This is a genomic window from Pseudoalteromonas sp. 1CM17D, from assembly GCF_023161805.1.
GTDB classification, from domain to species: Bacteria; Pseudomonadota; Gammaproteobacteria; order Enterobacterales; family Alteromonadaceae; genus Pseudoalteromonas; species Pseudoalteromonas atlantica.
Genome location: NZ_JALNTP010000005.1, coordinates 246626 through 265391 on the forward strand (window position 1 = coordinate 246626; position 18766 = coordinate 265391).

The window sequence follows — 18766 nt, forward strand, 5'->3', positions numbered from 1 at the left end:
GTCAATAGCTAGCCTATTGCAAGTAAATTTAACGTAGTTAGCGCTGGAAATAGCTGCTTGAGATAGATTTATTATCCAGAGTTCAGGTTAGTTAGGGCTGTGCTTAAAACAATAGGAAAATACCATGGCATCAAGTCCACACACACAAACATTTAACGATGTTAACGAAGAGCAATTGCCCGTTGCTAATCATAAGCTTCATGGTTGGAAGCACTTTGCTGGTTTATACGCTGGTGAACACGTTGCTGCAACCGAGTTTGTTATTGGTGCAACCTTTGTTGCATTAGGCGCATCGACCATCGACATTTTATTAGGTTTATTAATTGGTAACCTATTAGCTATGTGTTCGTGGTGGCTAATTACCTCTCCAATTGCGGTAGAAACACGCTTAAGTTTATACAACTACCTAAATAAAATTGCGGGTAACTCAATGACCAAGCTCTATAACTGGGCAAACGTGGTCATATTTAGTGTGATATCCGCCGCCATGATCACGGTATCGGCAACCGCAGTGCGGTTTTTGTTTGATATACCCGCGCAACTCGATTGGTACCCTAACAGCTTAGCATTTGTGGCCATTGTACTATCGGTTGGCTCTATTGTTGTATTTGTGGCTATGTATGGTTTTTCAACCGTTGCTGATTTTTCTAAAATTTGTGCGCCATGGTTATTTGTTATTTTTATAGCGGGCTCGTTTGCATTGTTCCCTGAGCTTTCTAATCATGTATTAGGAGTGACCACGCTAACAGGGTTTGATGACTTTATGGCGATAGGGGATTCTTCTATTTGGACCGGTACCACCGCTGATGGCGAAAAAGGTATTGGCTTATTAGAGGTTATTGGTTTTGCATGGGCTGCAAACTCTATTACCCACTTTGGCTTAATTGATATGGCAATTTTTAGATTTGCTAAACGCAAAAGCTACGGTTTGTTTTCAGGCGTAGGTATGTTTTTTGGCCATTACTTAGCATGGATCTCGGCCGGTATTATGGGCGCAGGTGTTGCGGTATTACTTAAAACAACTATTTCATCACTTGACCCAGGTGACGTTGCTTACCACGCATTAGGCTGGACAGGCTTTGTTATTGTAATTATTGCAGGCTGGACTACAGCTAACGCTAACCTTTACCGCGCAGGCCTTGCAGCACAATCTATTTTTGTTGACCAATCGCGCGAGCGCACTACCGCAATTGTCGGTGTTGTAACCGTTATAATTGCGTGTTTCCCGTTTGTATTTTCGCAAATGTTACCGCTTTTAACTTACGCAGGCTTATTAGTAGTACCTGTAGGCGGCATTGTATTTGCCGAGCATGTTTTATTTCCTAAAATTGGTTTAACCCGCTACTGGGCTAAATACAAAAACATTACACGTAGCGTACCAGCCATTGCCTCTTGGGCATTAGCACTTGTGTTTGGCTTTGGTTTAAATGCGATTGATGTAATGTCGTTTTACTACTTATTTATTCCTACTTGGATTTTCACCATTGTTATTTACACGCTACTGGCTAAAAAATATGGCGCAGGTGAAGACTACAGCAAAGAAATTGCAGCAGAAGAGCAAGAGCAGCAAGACATTAAAGAGTACCAAGCAGGGCTTGCAGAAAACGTTCAAGCTCCAGTTGTTGATAACTCAATGCTAACCAAAGTGTTAAATGGCGTGTCGACAGTTTCGTTACTTATTATTTTTGGCTTTGCCAGCCAAGTAATGTTTTTTAGTGACAGCATGAGCATTTACGCAGGAAATAAATCTCAGTTTGAAATTGCATGTTTTATTTGCACCATTATTTATTTTGCAACCGCTTACTGGTCGCTATTGCGCCATAAAGCACTCAATACTGCATCTTAATTTAAATTTTTAATATTGTTTTAGTAAGGCCGCACCATGACGCAACACCAGCACACTGACGCTCTTGTTAAAGGGCTAAACCAACAAAGCTTGGCAGATATGCCAAGCCATGTAGATACACCAAACTACGACCGTAGTAAGCTAAAAGCGGGTATAGTTCATATTGGTGTGGGCGGCTTTCACCGTGCTCACCAAGCGGTGTACATTAACGAGCTATTAAAAACGCCAGGTGCTGAACAGTGGGGTATTTGTGGTGTTGGCTTATTAGAGGGTAACCGTGGTCTGCGCGATATTTTAAAGCAGCAAGACTACCTTTACACGTTAACGGTAAGACACCCAAACGGGCAAATAGATAACAAAGTTATTGGCTCTATGATTGACTTTTTGTTTGCTCCAGAGGACAAACAAGCGGTTATTAATAAGCTTGCGCACAGCGATACGCATATTGTGTCGTTAACCATTACCGAAGGCGGCTATAACTTTAACCCAGTTACGGGTGAGTTTGACTACTCAAACCCAGACATTATTAACGACATTAACAACCCGAACGACCCAATTACGGCGTTTGGCTACATTACTGCTGCGTTAAAGCTACGTAAAGAACAAGGCCTTGATGCGTTTACAGTACAGTCGTGCGATAACATTCAGCACAACGGTAATGTAACGCGTAAAATGCTACTTGCCTTTGCGGCCGAGCAAGATAAAGAACTAAGCGAGTGGATTGCCACTAACGTAACTTTCCCAAATGCAATGGTTGACCGTATTACGCCAGTATCTAAAAAGAGCGATATTGACTACGTTGTTGATGCCTACGGTGTTAGCGATGAATGGCCAATTACCTGTGAGTCGTTTACTCAATGGGTAATTGAAGACTCATTTTGCTGCGGACGCCCAGATTGGGATAGCGTTGGCGCACAATTTGTAAGTGACGTAACACCTTTTGAGACCATGAAAATACGCTTATTAAATGCAGGCCACTCGGTACTGGGTTTATTAGGCTCTGTACATGGCTACGGCACAATTGACGAAACAGTATCAGATCCTTTATTTGCAAAGTACTTACGTGCGTTTATGGATAGAGAAGTAACGCCTAACCTAGAGAAATTAGAAGGCATTGACCTTGAAATCTACAAAGACACGCTAATTGAGCGCTTTGCTAATCCAAACATTAAAGACAGCTTATCGCGCATTTGTTCAGAAAGCGCAGCAAAGCTACCTAAGTTTTTAATTGCCACTATTAACGAAAATCTAGCCCATGGCCGTGATGTATCACTTGCGACCCTGGTTATTGCTGCATGGTGTTTTTACAGCGATAAAGGCGAAGATGAGCAAGGCAATAAGCTTGAAATAATCGATGCAATGCAAAGCGAGTTACATGAAGCCGCGGCTAAAACGGCGACTGATGACCTTGCATTTTTATCGCTAACTAGCTTATTTGGCGATTTAAACACGCAAAGTGCCTTTACGTCTCACTACAAAAACAATGTAGAAGCGTTATACGCACCGGCTAGCAAAATTAAAGCAATTATGAATAACGTGCTTGAGCCTAAAGGTAACTAATAATGAGCATTTTAATTGATTCTAAACAAGGTAAAGACGTAAGCGTAAGTTGCTTTGGCGAAGTACTATGGGATTGTTTTGCAAACGATAAACGCTTAGGCGGCGCGCCGCTTAACATGTGTGTGCGTATTAACTCACTGGGCATTAAAGCCGACATGATAAGCGCTGTAGGTAACGATGAACTGGGTACTGAGCTACTAGGCGAAATTAAAAGCAAAGGCGTAAGCTGCGAATACATTGGCGTTAATAACGACAAAAAAACCAGCACAGTACAAGTTACCTTAGATAAAAGCGGCTCAGCCAGCTACGAAATAGTTGCCGACACTGCGTGGGATAACATTGAGCTTACAGACTCACTTATTGAAAAAGTAAAAGCCAGTGATGTATTTGTATTTGGCAGCCTAATTGGCCGAAGCGAAGCCTCACTTGCTACATTAAACCAATTAGTTGATGTAGCTAACTTTAAAGTGTTTGACGTAAATTTACGTGCGCCACACTACACGTTAGACACATTAGTAGATTTAATGAATAAAGCCGACTTCATCAAATTAAACGATGAAGAGCTTTATGAAATTGCCAAAGCAATGGGCTGTAAGTTCCATTCACTTGAGCAAAACTTAGCGTTTATTGCACAGCAAACTAACACCGAATACTTATGTGTAACTAAAGGCAGCCACGGTGCACTACTAACCATAAAAGGCGAAAATTACTATAACTCAGGTTATTTAATTAGCGTTGTGGATACAGTAGGCGCGGGGGATTCGTTTTTAGGGTCGTTAATTTATCAGCTTTGTAGTAGCGATTGTGCACAACATGCTGTTGATTTTGCGTGTGCAGTAGGTGCTATGGTGGCCGAAAGTGCCGGTGCTACACCTACACTTACTCATGAACAAATTAACGAGTTTATGAGCCCAGCGTAACGTAAAAAATCACAGTTACACCCAATCATTGTGTGTGTAAGCGGTTTTACTTTTATAGTAAAGCCGCTTTTTTTTGCTTTAATTTTTATTAATGAAGCCGTTTAGATTAAGTGTTGAGCAAGGTGCATAAAAAGTAACTCAAATAGGGTCTGTTGACCTTTGCAGTTTGAAATTTGTTCAAACTAGGGGCGGTTTAATCGCGGCGCGAGGTTTGTAACCTAGTGGGCTCGATAACTGCTCCTGCGTTACCCTAATGGCTTACATCCATGTAAGAATAAGTCAAAACCGAGCAAAGCTTCCGCGTCCTGCTCACGCCCCTTACCTACATCCATGTAGGCAACAAAGAGTAAATCGCCCCTAGGCAGAACCCGAAGGGCAGCGCCTGTTTGGCATTAATGCTGCGTTATCGCCTACTTATGGGGAATAACCACACCACATAGGCTCTGCCTTGCCTAAATACCAAACAGGCTGCTGCAAATTTAACCTTGAAAGGTCTACAGACCCTTGTGTATTAGCTATTCGTCTTATAGCGGGGGGATTAATACTTTGTTAATGTTCGTCGATTATTCATGGATTGAAAGGCGGGGCGGCAATTAGGCGCTCTATACTCCAAATACAAAAAGAGAAACGTGCTTTATGATCATCTTTTTTATCTGCATAACAATCTTAATACTGGGATATAAGTTTTATAGCCCGTTTGTTGAAAAACAAGCAGGTATGGATACAACAGTTGATACACCGCAAAAACGCTTTAGCGAAGGTGTTGACTATGTAGCCATTCACCCTGTGCGTGCATTTTTAATTCAGTTTTTAAATATTGCGGGCGTAGGCCCTATATTTGGCCCAATTTTAGGTGCACTTTATGGACCGGTAGCACTTGTGTGGATTGTGCTTGGTAACGTATTAGGCGGTGCAGTACACGACTTCTTCTCGGGTGTGATGAGCATTAAAGAAGATGGCAAAAGCTTACCAGAAATAGCTGGGCACTATTACAACGTTGTGTTTAAAGGCTTTATGCTAATATTTACAGCCATGCTGCTATTTTTTGTGGGCGTTGTATTTATTATGAGCCCAGCAGGCTTATTAAGTAACTTAGATGTATTTGAAGGCACTTTTTTTGCTAATAATACCTTTTGGGTTTTGGCTATTTTAGCGTACTACTTTTTAGCAACCTTGCTACCTATTGATAAAATTATTACTAAGTTTTACCCGCTATTTGGCTTATTAATGATTGTAATGACTACATTAATAGCCGGTGCGTTATTACTAGATGCGCCACACTTACCAGTTGCAGGCGACTTTTTAGCCTACTTTGAAGCCGACCACGCGCATGACTTTTTAGAGCCAAACCCTGATGGCCTGCCAACCTGGCCGTTACTGTTTATTACCATTACCTGTGGTGCTATTAGTGGCTTTCACTCTACCCAAGCGCCTATTATTGCCCGCTGTTTAACAAACGAAAAATACGTACGCCCAGTATATTACGGCGCAATGATGTGTGAAGGCATTGTAGGTTGTGTATGGGCACTTGCGGGTATTGCTGCATTCCCAGAAGGTTACGCAGGCTTAAAAGCATTGCTTGATCAAGGTGGCCCAGGTTTAGTGGTTAACCATGTAGCAAATAGTTACTTAGGCGTAATGGGCGGTATTATGGCCATTATTGCTGTTGCGGTGTTCCCTATTACCTCTGGCGATACGGCGTTCCGTTCACTGCGTTTAACCGTGGTTGATGCGTTTAATATTCCGCAAAGCTTACGTAATCGCTTATTACTGGCAGTGCCAATTTTAACGATTGCCTTTTTTATGACTAAATTAGATTTCTCAGTTATTTGGCGCTACTTTGCATTTTCAAACATGCTGCTTTCAACCAGTGTGCTATGGCTTGCAACTAAGTACTTATTTGATAGACGTGCATTCCACTGGATCACCAGCATACCTGCCGTTATCGCTACTGGCGTAACACTTTCGTACATTATGACTGCTGCTATTGGTTTTAATTTATCGGCCGACTTAGGTAAACCAATTGGTGCCGCTGTGGTTGTTATTGGCTTAGTAGGTTTAGTGTTTGTACACTCTAAGCATAAAAAGCTAGATGTAGCGTAAAGCGTTAAAAATTAAATAAGCGAGCTTATTAAGCTCGCTTTTTTTATGCATAAAATTTACCCTCACACTATGCAATATTAAAGGTAATAAAATGAAAATAGCCGCCGATTTTACCCAGAGAGTCGTTGTTCATAGTGAGCAACTTAATTGGAACCCTTCGCCAATGGCGGGCGTTGATAGGCGCCCACTTGATAGAGTAGGCGCAGAAGTAGCCCGTGCTACAAGCATTGTACGTTATGCACCAGGGAGCGAGTTTTCGCCTCATGTGCATACAGGCGGCGAAGAGTTTTTTGTACTAGAAGGGGTATTTCAAGATGAGCATGGCGATTTTCCACAAGGCTCTTATATTCGTAACCCACCGCAATCAAAGCACAAACCAGGCTCCGATGAAGGCTGCATAATATTTGTAAAGCTTTGGCAATTTCAGCCACAAGATAGAACCCACGTACGCTTACAAACACAGCATATGGGCAGTGTGCAACACGCCACATTTAAAGGCCTTGCCATAACCCCTCTTTATAAAGATGACTTTGAAGATGTGAGCTTATTGCATTTTGAGGCAGACGCTAACATGCAAATTAGCGCAAGCGAGGGGGCTGAGTTACTCGTGCTTGAAGGCGAAATAAGTGAGCAATCAGACGTATTAGTAAAACACAGTTGGTTAAGGCTGCCTATTAATAGTGAACTTAATATAACCGCAGGTAAGCAAGGTGCAAAAGTGTGGCTTAAATTAGGGCACTTAACAGATGTAGATAAGCAAATAGAGCGCGTACAAAACGCTTAGCAAATAGCATTATTTAGCAGTATTGTTTGATTTAGTTCAGTACTAATTAACTTAATACGGTGTAGTTTTATAGTTTAACTCAGTAAGTGATGGGTATTTTTGGGGTTTTTATTTTTTAAAGGGAATAATTTCACTTTATAGGCTTTAATTAACTCCAACTTTCGTTATTAAACCCACTCACACAGGCTGTAAATAACATAAGCGCACCCGATTAAGGAGAGCAGCATGGTACACACAACACATGGTTTATCTATTGGTATTGAACGCGCAGGCCGAGAATTTTTTTTAAAACTAAAAGCTGTAGGAACGCTAACCCACGACGACTATAAAGTCATTACCCCCATGATCGACTCAGCGCTTGGCGAGGTTAAACACCCTATAGCAAACGTGCTTATTGATGCCAGCGAGCTAGAAGGTTGGGAGCTTCGCGCCGCGTGGGATGATTTAAAGCTTGGCGTAAGACACTCAAAAGAATTTAATAAAATTGCTATTTATGGCAATCAAGAGTGGCAAGCCCGCATGGCTAAAATAGGCAACTGGTTTATTTCAGGCGAGGTGCAATACTATGAAAACGCCACCGCCGCCATCGATTGGCTAGATGAATAGCTTGATTGATAAAGTTTAAGTTAAAGCACTCTTATAGAGTGCTTTTTTATATAGGAGCGTTAATAAGTTTTTGAATTTGCTTTATTTTAATTGTTAATGTTGCTTAATTAAAATACACTCCTTAGTACTACTAAAACTATACATTATAATAACAATGAAACACGTACTTGCCCTTTTTGTATTACTCATATTTTCTACATCAATACATGCAAAAGACAACACCATATTTTCGCCCGTAAGCGATTTATTTTTAGCTGTTTCTAACTTTGATCACGCAAAAATGCGCGCGGCTGTTGACGATTCATTCTTGCTTTTAGAGCACGGTGAAGTGTGGACTATTGATGACTTTGTAAACGTTGTTAAACCCGCTGATTACATCAGAACGAATTATTTTAGTGTTATAAATTCGCGTGTAGAAGGAAATGTTGCGTTTATTAATTACTGGAATAAAGCCAACTTTAAAAACGCCGATAAAAGCGGTGACATTTATTGGTTAGAAAGCGTGGTTGTATCAAAAGTGGGTGACAAATGGCTATTATCGCAAATGCACTCAACCCGTTTACCACAAGGTGAAACTCCTAAAGGCGTTACTTTTATTAAGCAATAATTATAAATTAGGTTAAGCCCCGCTATTTGGGGCTTTAACTGTTTATATTACATCAGCTAGCACTGGTAATGCCGGAAAAGCGCCTTTAACTAAACAGGCTTTAGAGCCACACTGAAGGGCAAAGTGCAGGGCGTTTTTTATGCTGGTTTCATCATTTAGTTTATCTGCCAGCACTAAATTACTCCCTAAGTTATTTAAATAGTATAAAACTCCCGCTATAAAAGCATCGCCCGCGCTTGTTGTATCTACTGCGTTTATTTTTGGTGCCGATTCGTTAAGTATAAATTCGCTGTGGTAAACCGTAGCAGGCTCAGGCCCGTCGGTTAAAAACACCAGTTTAACTCCGGTATTTAATAGCATTTGAATGTAATCTTCGCCCGTTGTTTCGCTATGCTTTGCTAAAAAATTAAGTTCATCACGCGAAAGTTTAACTATGTCGCAATAAGCGAAGCAGGCCTTTACATTGCTGGCTATATCATGGGTGTTTTCCCACAAGCTGTAGCGTAAATTCACATCAAAACTAACGAGCTTATTATGTGTTTTAGCAAGTTCTAGCGCTTTAACCGTTGTGCTAGCTATGGCTGGATCGGTTAGGGTGTTTGAGCAAAAGTGCAGGGTGCTTATGCTTTGCCAATTTATTTGCGCTAAATGCGCTTGGGTTAAAAGTACATCGGCTGTGTTATGGCGATAAAAGCCAAAACTGCGCTCGCCTGTTTCATCAAGGCTTACTATTACCATGGCGGTTTGTGAGCCAGCAATGGTAAATAAATAGTCTGTATTTACATTGTATTGCGCCAGTGCATTATTTAATTGATTGGCAAAATGATCGTCACCTTTACCACCACAAAATGCAGCCTCACCGCCAAGTTTTGCATAGCCAACAGCAACATTAGCAGGTGCACCACCAGGGATGGGTAAGTACGCTGAGTTATGAGCATCTTGTGGCAGCATATCAATTAAAAGCTCGCCTAAGCACAGGAGTTTGGTCATTTGGAATATCCTAAAAAGCCTAGCAAGGCTAGGCTAAAAACATGAAGGGTGTTATTTATTCATACTTTAAAAGGCGCTACAGCGATGACTCACTGCAGCGCAATACACACATTTAGTTAAAAGCGTATTTTAAAGTAACCGACGTAGTGCGGCCGTTAATAGTACGGGCACGAATAATGTCGTTTTCAGGTACTGAGCCTTCTTCGGCTTCTGTAATACCTACTGTATCGAATAGGTTGTTTACATTAAGCGCAAGGTTTAAGTTTTCTGATAAGTCGTAGCTTACAAACGCATTTACTTGCGTGTAGCCGTCAAACTTAAGGTCGTTGTTATCTTGTGCATAAGCATCGGTTGTACCAATAAAGCTTACACCTGCCGCACCGTTATCGTAGCTGTAACGCGCCATTAGTGAGTAAATTAAATCCGCTTGGCGACGTGGTGTGTTACCTACAACTTCAGGAGTTAGCGCATCTTTTGCAATTTCAGCATCGGTCCAAGTAAAGTTACCTCTAAAGTCCCATGCATCCATAAAGTAAGTTGATTCAACCTCAATCCCTTTTGCTTCGTATTCACGGTCGAAAAAGGTTTGCGATGTTGCTTCAAAGTTTTGCTCTTCTGTTTCTGCGTAAAAGGCTGTTGCAAATACCGAGAACGAATCAAAACGTTTTTTCACACCAATCTCAAATTGGTTTACTTCATCTACTGCATCTTCATCAGCTACGCTTCCGTCACTGCGTACTTTACCAAATAATAAACGGTCTGCATTTGCGCGCCCGCCTTTACTAATACGTGCAAACGTAGCTAGGCTTGGGTCAATTTGATAGTTAGCACCTACAGAATAAGACGAGTAGCTCCAGTCGTAATTTACTGGGCTTGCATTAGCTATATCAATACCTGCTACGTTTTGCTCAGGAATAGAAATAGTACCGTCGCGGTTCATATCTACTGTTGAGGTTACGGCACCTGCGTAGTTACCGCGTGCTTCACCGCTGTCGTAGCGGGCACTTGCATCAATGCTTACATCACCAAGTTTTGTTGAAAACGCAACATACGGTGCGCGAGTATCGTACTCGGTGTCGTAATCGCGCTGACAACAGTTACCCCAATAAGGCGTGCCGTATGCGTATAAACCGTTTTCTGAATACTCAGTGCCATCGGCTGCGGTTACATTTAAAAGTGCCGCATTGTCGCCTTTAAGCTCCATTAAGTACGAGTTCCATAACCACGACATAGCAATGTTTTGTGTAGAGGCAAAGTAACCAAAGGTTAGGCTAGTGTCATCGCTAAACGATTTAGTTAGTTTAAAATCGTTAACAATAGAGCCAAAGTCATTAAGCGTTACATCAAAAGTGTGAATACGCATGGCAAGTTCATCATTAAATGCTTCGCCTGTGTTTGCGTTACTCAGTGTTGCGCCTACACCGCCAATACTTTGTGCAATAGACGATGCGCTGCCAACCTCAGCAGGAATAAGCGAGTTAAAGTTGCCGCTAATTGACGATTTACGAAAACGGTTTTCGATACGCCAATCGTTATCTAAATCAAATACAGCTTCAAAACCTACCGCATCCACTTTAGGGTTCATGCCGTCGCGTAAATCGCCACTGCTAATTTGGTTTTCACCATTTAGGCGCACTGTTTTGGTAAATAATGCTGAATGCGGTGTATCTGATTGCGCATCAAAGCCAGCAATAGAGTCACCATTTGAGTACATTGGCATAGGAAGGTAGCCAACACTCTTATCGTCTAAGTGTTTGTAATAAAGGCGAACGTAGCCGTTTTCAAAATCTTTAGTAAGGTTTGCTTTAATTTGGCCACCTTTATTTGATGTGTAGCCTGTTTCGCGCGGGCCTTCGCCTTGGCGTACAAAGCCACCTACATGAAAACGCACGCTGTCGGTTAAATAGGTGCCGTATTCAAAGTCGGTGCGTACACTGTCGTAATCTAGGCCAACAGTAGTAGATACGCTACCCGATTCGTTTTCGCCGTTTTTAGAAATAAAGTTAATTATGCCGCCAGGTGCATTACTGGCTGATGTAGAGGCTGAGCCACCGCGAATTGATTCGATTGTTTGCACTGTGTTATCAAGGCGCATAAAAATATCGGCGTTACCAAAGGCAACATCACCAAACTGCATTACAGGCAGACCATCTTCTTGCAGTTGTAAAAACTTAGCGCCACCCGATGCTACAGGTAAGCCACGCACTGCAATATTTGCATTACCTTCACCGCCTGTTGATTCAGCGCGAACACCCGGAATAATTCTAAATGCTTCAGCCGTTGAGCGTGGCGTTGATACCTCAACTTGCTCAAGCGATAAACTGCTTACTGATGAGCTCGATGCCATAATAGTTGTGCGGCGAGGTACACCGGTAACAACAATTGTTTCAAGCCCTTGCTTAGCTTGCACTTTGGTTTCTTGCTCGTCTTGTGCATGAACGCCTTGACTTACTGCAAGTGCTAAGGCACTGATTAAATATAAAGGTGTGTGGTGTGTTGTCATGTTAACGCCTCATTGTGTTGTGTGAGTTTGTTATTTTTACTTAATCGATTAAGTAAAAATAACAAAGTTTTTACAATATGCAAATTATTTTTGTGTGTAATTTGCACTTTTTTTGTTTTTATATTGATTTTAAAGGTATTTTTATTCTGGCTTGAGCAGCCATTTATGCATTTTTAGTTAATGCTTTTGCCGCAGGGTCGCGGTAAAAGTTATAAAGCATGGCTAAAAATAAGATCACAGCAAAGCCGGTAGCTAAGTAAAAACCGTAGCGTACGTGGCCAAAGTAATCACTTATCATGCCCATAAATAAAGGCGCAAGTGCGGCCGAAAGCGCGGTAAAAAATAAAATAACACCCGCTACTGCACCATGTTGTGCAACAGGAAAGCACGATATACCTTTAGAGTTTAAAGTAGGGTAAACCATCGACATAAATAAACCCGAAAGCGGAAGCAAGCCTACCGCCCAATCAACACCGCCTACCAAAGTGCCTACATAACACAGCGCGATGCCTAAGCTTAAATAAGCCATGACCCCTTGCCAGCTAAAGTGATTTAAAAGCCATACAGCAATAAAGCGTCCAGCAGCACGTAATACAAAAAATATAGTAAGTGCGTAGGTTGCAAGTAAAGGCCACGAGCCTGTGTAATCTTTTAAAAGTGTTGGCATCCACACGTAAATAGCAACCTCGGTAGCCACATATAATGCAATAGCCAACGAAAAACCAAGTGCATACGGGTTTTTAATCATTTTCATGGTGGTGGCAAGTGAAGCGGGCTTTTCTGTGTTTTTAACAACACTTGGGTAGTCGGCGCGCCATGCCATTAACGCTAAAATTAAACACATAACGCCGGCAATAATGTACAGGTAAGTCCAGCTCACGTTTTGGGTAAGCAGTACGCCTACCAGCGCAGGGCCAACGATGGCACCAATACCAAAAAAGCCTTCTACTTTGTTCATGGTTTTAGTGTGCTCTGCGTTACTTGCAGATATATCGCCAAGTAGCGCTAGTGCGCCGGTTTTAAATAAACCAATGGCAAGCCCTATACAGCACAGCAAAATCAAAAACACCGAAAAGCTATTGCTAAAGGCAAACAAAAAACAGCTGAGCGAGAAAATAAGTAAGCCTAGCATTATGGTTTGTTTACGGCCTAGGCTGTCGGCTAAAAAGCCTAAAAACAAGCCACTAAAGGCAATAAGTGCCATAGGTGCATAATGAAAAGCACTGGCTTGGGTCATACTTAAACCAAACTCTGTGATTAGTTCAGGGATGATCATACCTACTGCATCTGAGGTCATCGCAAACATAAAAAACATCATGTAAGTGAGTATTCGTATGCGCTGCATTGGGTCGCTTTGCGAGTGTGTGTGTAAATTCGTCATGTGATTTTTCCTCGTTGTGGCTCAAGTTATAGTAATAACTCAATCACTTACTCTAGTTAGTATTACCGTTGCCACAACTTTTGTATGTAAAATATTTAAAAATTACTTGTAAAATTGTACGTGCTAGTTAAAGATATATCTTAATCGATTAAGTTTCAACTTGGTAATCACACATGATGAAGAATAAAGTTCAATTGATCACATATGCTGATCGAATCACAGGTCAAGATATAAACGCACTTACAACATTGTTAAAAGGTCCTTTGAAGGGCGTATTTGGTGGTGTGCACCTTTTACCTTTTTATAATCCTATTGATGGCAGCGATGCGGGCTTTGACCCGATTGATCACAGCGAAGTAGATTCTCGCATTGGTACATGGGCTGATATTCAAGCACTGGGTGAAAACCATGATCTAATGGCTGATTTAATCGTTAACCATGTATCGGCGCAGTCTTATCAGTTTCAAGATGTGCTAGCTAAAGGCAAGCAATCAGAATTTTGGGATTTGTTTTTAACAAAAGAAGACGTTTTTCCAAATGGTATGAGCGAAGCTGAGCAACAAGCAATTTATCGCCCGCGCCCCGGTAGCTGTTTTACGCCAATGCAGTGTGGCGATGGTCAAACGTATGACTTTTGGACCACGTTTACCGATAACCAAATTGATATAAACGTAAAAGTTGAAGCAGGTATTGCGTATTTAAATAACGTATTAACTAAGTTTTCTGAAAATAACGTAAATATTATTCGTTTAGATGCAGCGGGTTACGCAATTAAACAAGCCGGTACTAACTGTTTTATGCTAGACGAAACCTTTGGCTACCTAGATAACTTATCAAAGCAAGCAAACGAGCTTGGCATGGAAACCATTGCTGAAATTCATAGCCACTACCAAACACAAGTAGAAGTAGCAAAGCGTGTAAACATGGTTTATGACTTTGCATTACCGCCGCTTATTTTACATAGCTTATTTAATAACGATGTAGATGCATTACTTAAATGGTTACAAATTTCACCACGCAACTGTTTAACGGTACTTGATACACACGACGGCATAGGCATTATTGATGCTGGCCCAATGGGCGACAAGCCAGGGCTATTAAATGCACAGCAAATAGACACCCTTGTAGAAACCATGCATGCCAACAGTAACAACCAAAGCCGCCAAGCTACAGGTGCTGCTGCCAGTAACGTTGATTTATACCAAGTAAATTGCACGTATTACAATGCATTAGGCGCTAACGATTTAGATTATTTGATTTCGCGTGCCATACAGTTTTTTGCCCCCGGTGTGCCGCAAGTGTACTACGGTGGTTTATTTGCCTGCGAAAACGATATGGATTTACTTGCGCGTACCAATGTGGGCCGTGATATTAACCGTCCGTATTTAAATACTGAAACAATTGAGCACGCACTCAATAAACCTGTAGTAAAAGGTTTAATAGAGCTCATTAAATTACGTAATGAACACCCCGCTTTTGCAGGAGAGTTTAGTGCTCACGGTACACAGGGAATATGTTGTTTAACGTGGCAACTAGAAGATAAGTCTATTGCATTAAGTGTTAATTTTAAAACGCGAGATGCACTTATTACCCAAGTAAATGGTGATGAAGAAACAACGATAAGTTTAAACGCATTGTTAGCCTAACAGGCTATTAAAACATAAAAGCCAAGCTCTTGAGCTTGGCTTTTGTTTACCCAGCCCTTCTTAACGTAACCTATTAACCACTTGCGCCAATATCTAGCTCGTAACTTACATCACATATTTTTTCTTCTTTTGATATAAAGAGCTCGGCGGCCATTACGCCTTTTTCTTGGCTGTTTTGATGAATAGTGGTTAGTCGCGGCACAAAACGAGCGGCTTCATCTATTCCATCAAAGCCGACAATACGCAGTTCTTCACCTATTTTTATGCCTTGTTTTATCGCTTCTCGCATGGTGGCAAGGGCAATTAAATCACTCATACAAATTATAACGTTAGGGCGAGGGGAGGCACTTAACACCTCTTTAGCGGCAATGTTAGCAAAACGCTCGCTGCTCTCAGGTATATTCCAAATGCGGTCATCAGCTACGGTTATATTTGCCTCACTTAAAGCACGTTGATAACCCCGTAAACGTTGGTGCGAAATAGATTGCCCTGTTTCAAATTCGTGATGCTCATATACGCGGCACAATACGTTTTCATCAAGTAATCTTAAGCCTAAAATAGCGACTTTATCGCTTTGATTTTTTAAAACATGCTTGGCTATTTCGTAACTTGCTTGCTCGTTATTAATATTTACTGAGGCATTGCGGGCTATATCAAAATCAATAGTTACCACATGTTTAGAGACCGTTTTTAACTGCTCTACTAATGCGTGATTTCGAGGGCGGCCATAACAAATAAAGCCATCAACAAAGTCGACCACACTTTTAAGGTTATCGCTATTACCAGAAAACAATAAAACATTAATGCCGTTTTTTTCAAGCACCGAGGTTACACCCCGCATAAAGCTGCTGGCCACAGGGTCCGACACCATATATTCCACGCTATCTGGCAGCACTAACGCCACAATGTTAAATGTACCACTGCGAAGCGATTGCGCGGCTTTATTGGGCCCGTAATAGCCCAAGGTTTTGCACGCTGCAAGAATATCGTCTCGGCGTTTAGCCGATAGCTGATCAGGGCGGTTAAACGCATTAGAGACTGTTGCGTTAGATACACCTAACTCTTTAGCAATACTTTTTAGGGTCCAGCGGGTTTGCTTACTCATACCAATTCTTTACTCAATACTCATGTTAATAAACTAACATATTCAGAGCGTTAGCAAAGTAAAAAATAAGGTTTTACCCTTAATGCCGGCACTCTTTAGGCGCAATACCAAAGGTTTGTTTAAATACACGACTAAAGTGGCTCGCGCTATTAAACCCAACATCAAAGCACACTTGGCTAATTGCATGGCCTTGCAGTAATTGATTGCGCGCTTTTTTAAGTCTTAATTGTTGCTGCCAAAGGGCTGGGGTAGTGCCAAATGCCAGTTTAAACTGCTGATAAAACTTACTGCGGCTCATGCAGGCTATTTTGCACAAGGTATTTATGTCGAGCGTTTCGTTTAAGTGCTCTTCAATATAAAGCAGTGCATCGCTTATTTTTGTTTTAAGGCGTGGTTTATCGCTATTAGCGAGTAATAAGTCACGACTTTGTTGTTGTAACAACCGGGTGATCAATTCGTTTAATGACAAGTCAATTAAGTAATGTCGCTGTGCGCCTTGTTCGCTAAATAAATGCACCATGCGCTCTAATAATTGCTGTGTTTGACTATTATGTTGGCTGTGTACCAATTGCGGAACATACTCGAATAAGTCGCCATCGTGTGCAAAGCTTTGCTGCATGTTAAGCGCATTTGCCACAGCGTTTATTTTATCTTTGCTTATTTCAATTGCTAAACATGTGGTTGGGGCGTGCATTGATGCCTGTGGAAAATCAATTAATACACCTTGCTCTGGCGCTAATACAAACGACTCGTGGGGTAAAAATGCTTTATGGTATTGGCTACTTTCTACGTGCATTACTTTTTTACCGCTGAGCATGGCACAAAACAGTAACTCCTTTGAATGCAGTGCCACCTTTTGTGCGCTTTGGTACGTGTCGTAAATGCTCAACTCGCTGTTATCTGCTGCAAATGTCACTTTATTTTCTATTAAAACATCAAGTTGTTGGCGTTTTTTGTTTAACTGAGATGTGTGCATATCAATCCTTTAAATTTTTATTAGTGTGGACTCACAGACAACTTTTGTGGACAGCTAATCAAGTTTTTAGGTGCTCGTTAGGCTAATGTCAAACAACACTGATTAAATATAAAGCATTTTGTTTTATATAAATGTTCGACCTTTAGCTAACAACAATAAAGAGAGCACACACATGATATATGCAAATCCAGGCAGCGATGGCGCACTCGTAAACTTTAAAAAACAATACGGTAATTACATTGGCGGGGAGTGGGTAAAACCTGTAAACGGCCAATACTTTGATAATATAAGCCCAGTAAATGGTAAGGTATTTTGCCAAATACCTCGCTCCGACAAAGACGATATAAACCTAGCACTCGACAAAGCGCATGCAGTGCGAGAGCAATGGGGCACAACCTCGGTGACCGAGCGCAGTAATATACTGCTAAAAATAGCCGACCGAATTGAGCAAAACCTAGAGCTACTAGCTGTTGCCGAAACATGGGATAACGGTAAAGCAATTCGTGAAACACTAGCGGCCGATATTCCGCTCGCGGCCGATCATTTTCGCTACTTTGCAGGGTGCTTGCGCTCGCAAGATGGCAGTATTGGCGAAATTGATGAAACCACGGTGGCATACCATTTTCACGAACCGTTAGGTGTGGTTGGGCAAATTATCCCGTGGAACTTCCCTATTTTAATGGCCGCATGGAAACTTGCACCAGCGCTTGCTGCAGGTAACTGTGTGGTACTAAAACCAGCTGAGCAAACACCGGCCTCTATTTTAGTTTTAATGGACATTATTGGTGACTTACTGCCTGCAGGCGTGCTCAATATTGTAAATGGGTTTGGTAAGGAAGCAGGCGAAGCACTGGCCACAAGTAAACGTATCGCTAAAATTGCATTTACAGGCTCTACACCTGTCGGCTCACATATTTTAAAATGTGCTGCTGAAAACATTATTCCGTCAACGGTAGAGCTTGGCGGTAAATCGCCCAATATATTTTTTAATGATGTAATGGAAAAAGACGACGCGTTTTTATCAAAAGCAATAGAAGGCGCCGTACTTGCTTACTTTAACCAGGGCGAAGTATGTACATGTCCATCAAGATTGTTTATTCAAGAAGATATATACGAGCAATTTATTGAGCGCATACTCGAACGTACCCAACAAATTAAACGTGGTAACCCACTCGACAGCGAAACCATGGTGGGCGCTCAAGCTTCAAAAGCACAGTTTGATAAAATACTTAGTTACATAGACATAGGTAAAAAAGAAGGCGCTGAAGTACTCACCGGCGGAAACGTAGAGCAGCTAAATGACGATTTAAACGGTGGTTATTACATACAACCTACACTGCTTAAAGGTACAAACGACATGCGTGTGTTTCAAGAAGAAATTTTTGGCCCTGTTATTTCTATGTCGACCTTTAAAGATGAAGCTGAAGCACTCGAACTTGCCAACAGCTCAGAATTTGGCTTAGGCGCAGGGGTGTGGAGCCGAAACATGAACCGTGCTTATACCATGGGGCGCAAAATTGAAGCTGGCCGAGTGTGGACCAACTGTTACCACATGTACCCAGCACATGCTGCATTTGGTGGGTATAAAAAATCAGGTATAGGGCGCGAAACACACAAACTCGCACTCGATCACTACCAACAAACTAAAAATTTATTAGTGAGCTACAGCGAAGATCCGCTCGGCTTTTTTTAATAAAACAGTTCAAACTTAAACACAACAACCATTAAGTGATAAGGGC

Annotated in this window: 14 protein-coding genes; 9 read left to right on the forward strand and 5 right to left on the reverse strand. The window is 41.6% G+C overall.

Annotation, left to right across the window (positions count from 1 at the left end; translation table 11 throughout):
• Positions 1-124 precede the first annotated feature (124 nt).
• From MSC25_RS11420 to MSC25_RS11450, 7 genes are all read left to right on the forward strand, one after another.
• The gene (locus MSC25_RS11420; protein WP_029772305.1) at positions 125-1846 is read left to right on the forward strand and encodes a hypothetical protein; all 1722 of its coding nucleotides are present in this window, start codon (positions 125-127) and stop codon (positions 1844-1846) included.
• 36 nt (positions 1847-1882) lie between these two features.
• A complete protein-coding gene (locus MSC25_RS11425; RefSeq protein WP_024032787.1) occupies positions 1883-3406 on the forward strand; it encodes a mannitol dehydrogenase family protein in 1524 nt (507 codons plus the stop codon).
• A 2-nt stretch (positions 3407-3408) separates the two neighbouring features.
• Positions 3409-4326 carry a carbohydrate kinase gene (locus MSC25_RS11430; protein ID WP_024032786.1) on the forward strand — a complete coding sequence of 306 codons (918 nt, stop codon included), beginning with the start codon at positions 3409-3411 and terminating at the stop codon, positions 4324-4326.
• A gap of 636 nt (positions 4327-4962) precedes the next feature.
• Entirely contained in the window at positions 4963-6429 is a 1467-nt protein-coding gene (locus MSC25_RS11435) for a carbon starvation CstA family protein (RefSeq protein WP_004589533.1), read from the forward strand.
• A 91-nt stretch (positions 6430-6520) separates the two neighbouring features.
• Positions 6521-7213: a cupin domain-containing protein gene (locus MSC25_RS11440; protein ID WP_096042796.1), complete on the forward strand. Its 693-nt coding sequence runs from the start codon at positions 6521-6523 to the stop codon at positions 7211-7213.
• Positions 7214-7438: 225 nt separating this feature from the next.
• Positions 7439-7819 carry an STAS/SEC14 domain-containing protein gene (locus MSC25_RS11445; RefSeq protein ID WP_004589535.1) on the forward strand — a complete coding sequence of 127 codons (381 nt, stop codon included), beginning with the start codon at positions 7439-7441 and terminating at the stop codon, positions 7817-7819.
• 154 nt (positions 7820-7973) lie between these two features.
• The gene (locus MSC25_RS11450; RefSeq protein ID WP_096042797.1) at positions 7974-8426 is read left to right on the forward strand and encodes a nuclear transport factor 2 family protein; all 453 of its coding nucleotides are present in this window, start codon (positions 7974-7976) and stop codon (positions 8424-8426) included.
• A gap of 42 nt (positions 8427-8468) precedes the next feature.
• Here MSC25_RS11450 and MSC25_RS11455 read toward each other — a convergent pair whose 3' ends face one another.
• The 3 genes from MSC25_RS11455 to MSC25_RS11465 all read right to left on the reverse strand — a co-directional run bounded on the left by MSC25_RS11455 (position 8469) and on the right by MSC25_RS11465 (position 13300).
• Positions 8469-9416: a carbohydrate kinase gene (locus MSC25_RS11455; RefSeq protein WP_096042798.1), complete on the reverse strand. Its 948-nt coding sequence runs from the start codon at positions 9414-9416 to the stop codon at positions 8469-8471.
• 112 nt (positions 9417-9528) lie between these two features.
• Complete coding sequence (locus MSC25_RS11460) at positions 9529-11919, reverse strand: TonB-dependent receptor (protein ID WP_004589538.1); 2391 nt, start codon at positions 11917-11919, stop codon at positions 9529-9531.
• Between the two features lie 163 nt (positions 11920-12082).
• Entirely contained in the window at positions 12083-13300 is a 1218-nt protein-coding gene (locus MSC25_RS11465) for an MFS transporter (protein ID WP_248443473.1), read from the reverse strand.
• Positions 13301-13473: 173 nt separating this feature from the next.
• Here MSC25_RS11465 and gtfA point away from each other — a divergent pair, with 173 nt between their 5' ends.
• Complete coding sequence (gene gtfA, locus MSC25_RS11470) at positions 13474-14946, forward strand: sucrose phosphorylase (protein WP_248443474.1); 1473 nt, start codon at positions 13474-13476, stop codon at positions 14944-14946.
• Positions 14947-15019: 73 nt separating this feature from the next.
• Here gtfA and MSC25_RS11475 read toward each other — a convergent pair whose 3' ends face one another.
• Both MSC25_RS11475 and MSC25_RS11480 read right to left on the reverse strand, forming a co-directional pair.
• On the reverse strand, positions 15020-16051 hold the full coding sequence (locus tag MSC25_RS11475) for a LacI family DNA-binding transcriptional regulator (RefSeq protein ID WP_248443475.1): 1032 nt from the start codon (positions 16049-16051) through the stop codon (positions 15020-15022).
• A gap of 79 nt (positions 16052-16130) precedes the next feature.
• Entirely contained in the window at positions 16131-17027 is an 897-nt protein-coding gene (locus tag MSC25_RS11480; protein WP_248443476.1) for an AraC family transcriptional regulator, read from the reverse strand.
• Positions 17028-17199: 172 nt separating this feature from the next.
• On the opposite strand from MSC25_RS11480, the gene MSC25_RS11485 reads away from it, so the two are divergent.
• Positions 17200-18720, forward strand: coding sequence for an aldehyde dehydrogenase family protein (locus MSC25_RS11485; RefSeq protein WP_248443477.1), 1521 nt, complete (start codon positions 17200-17202; stop codon positions 18718-18720).
• The last annotated feature ends 46 nt before the right edge of the window (positions 18721-18766 follow it).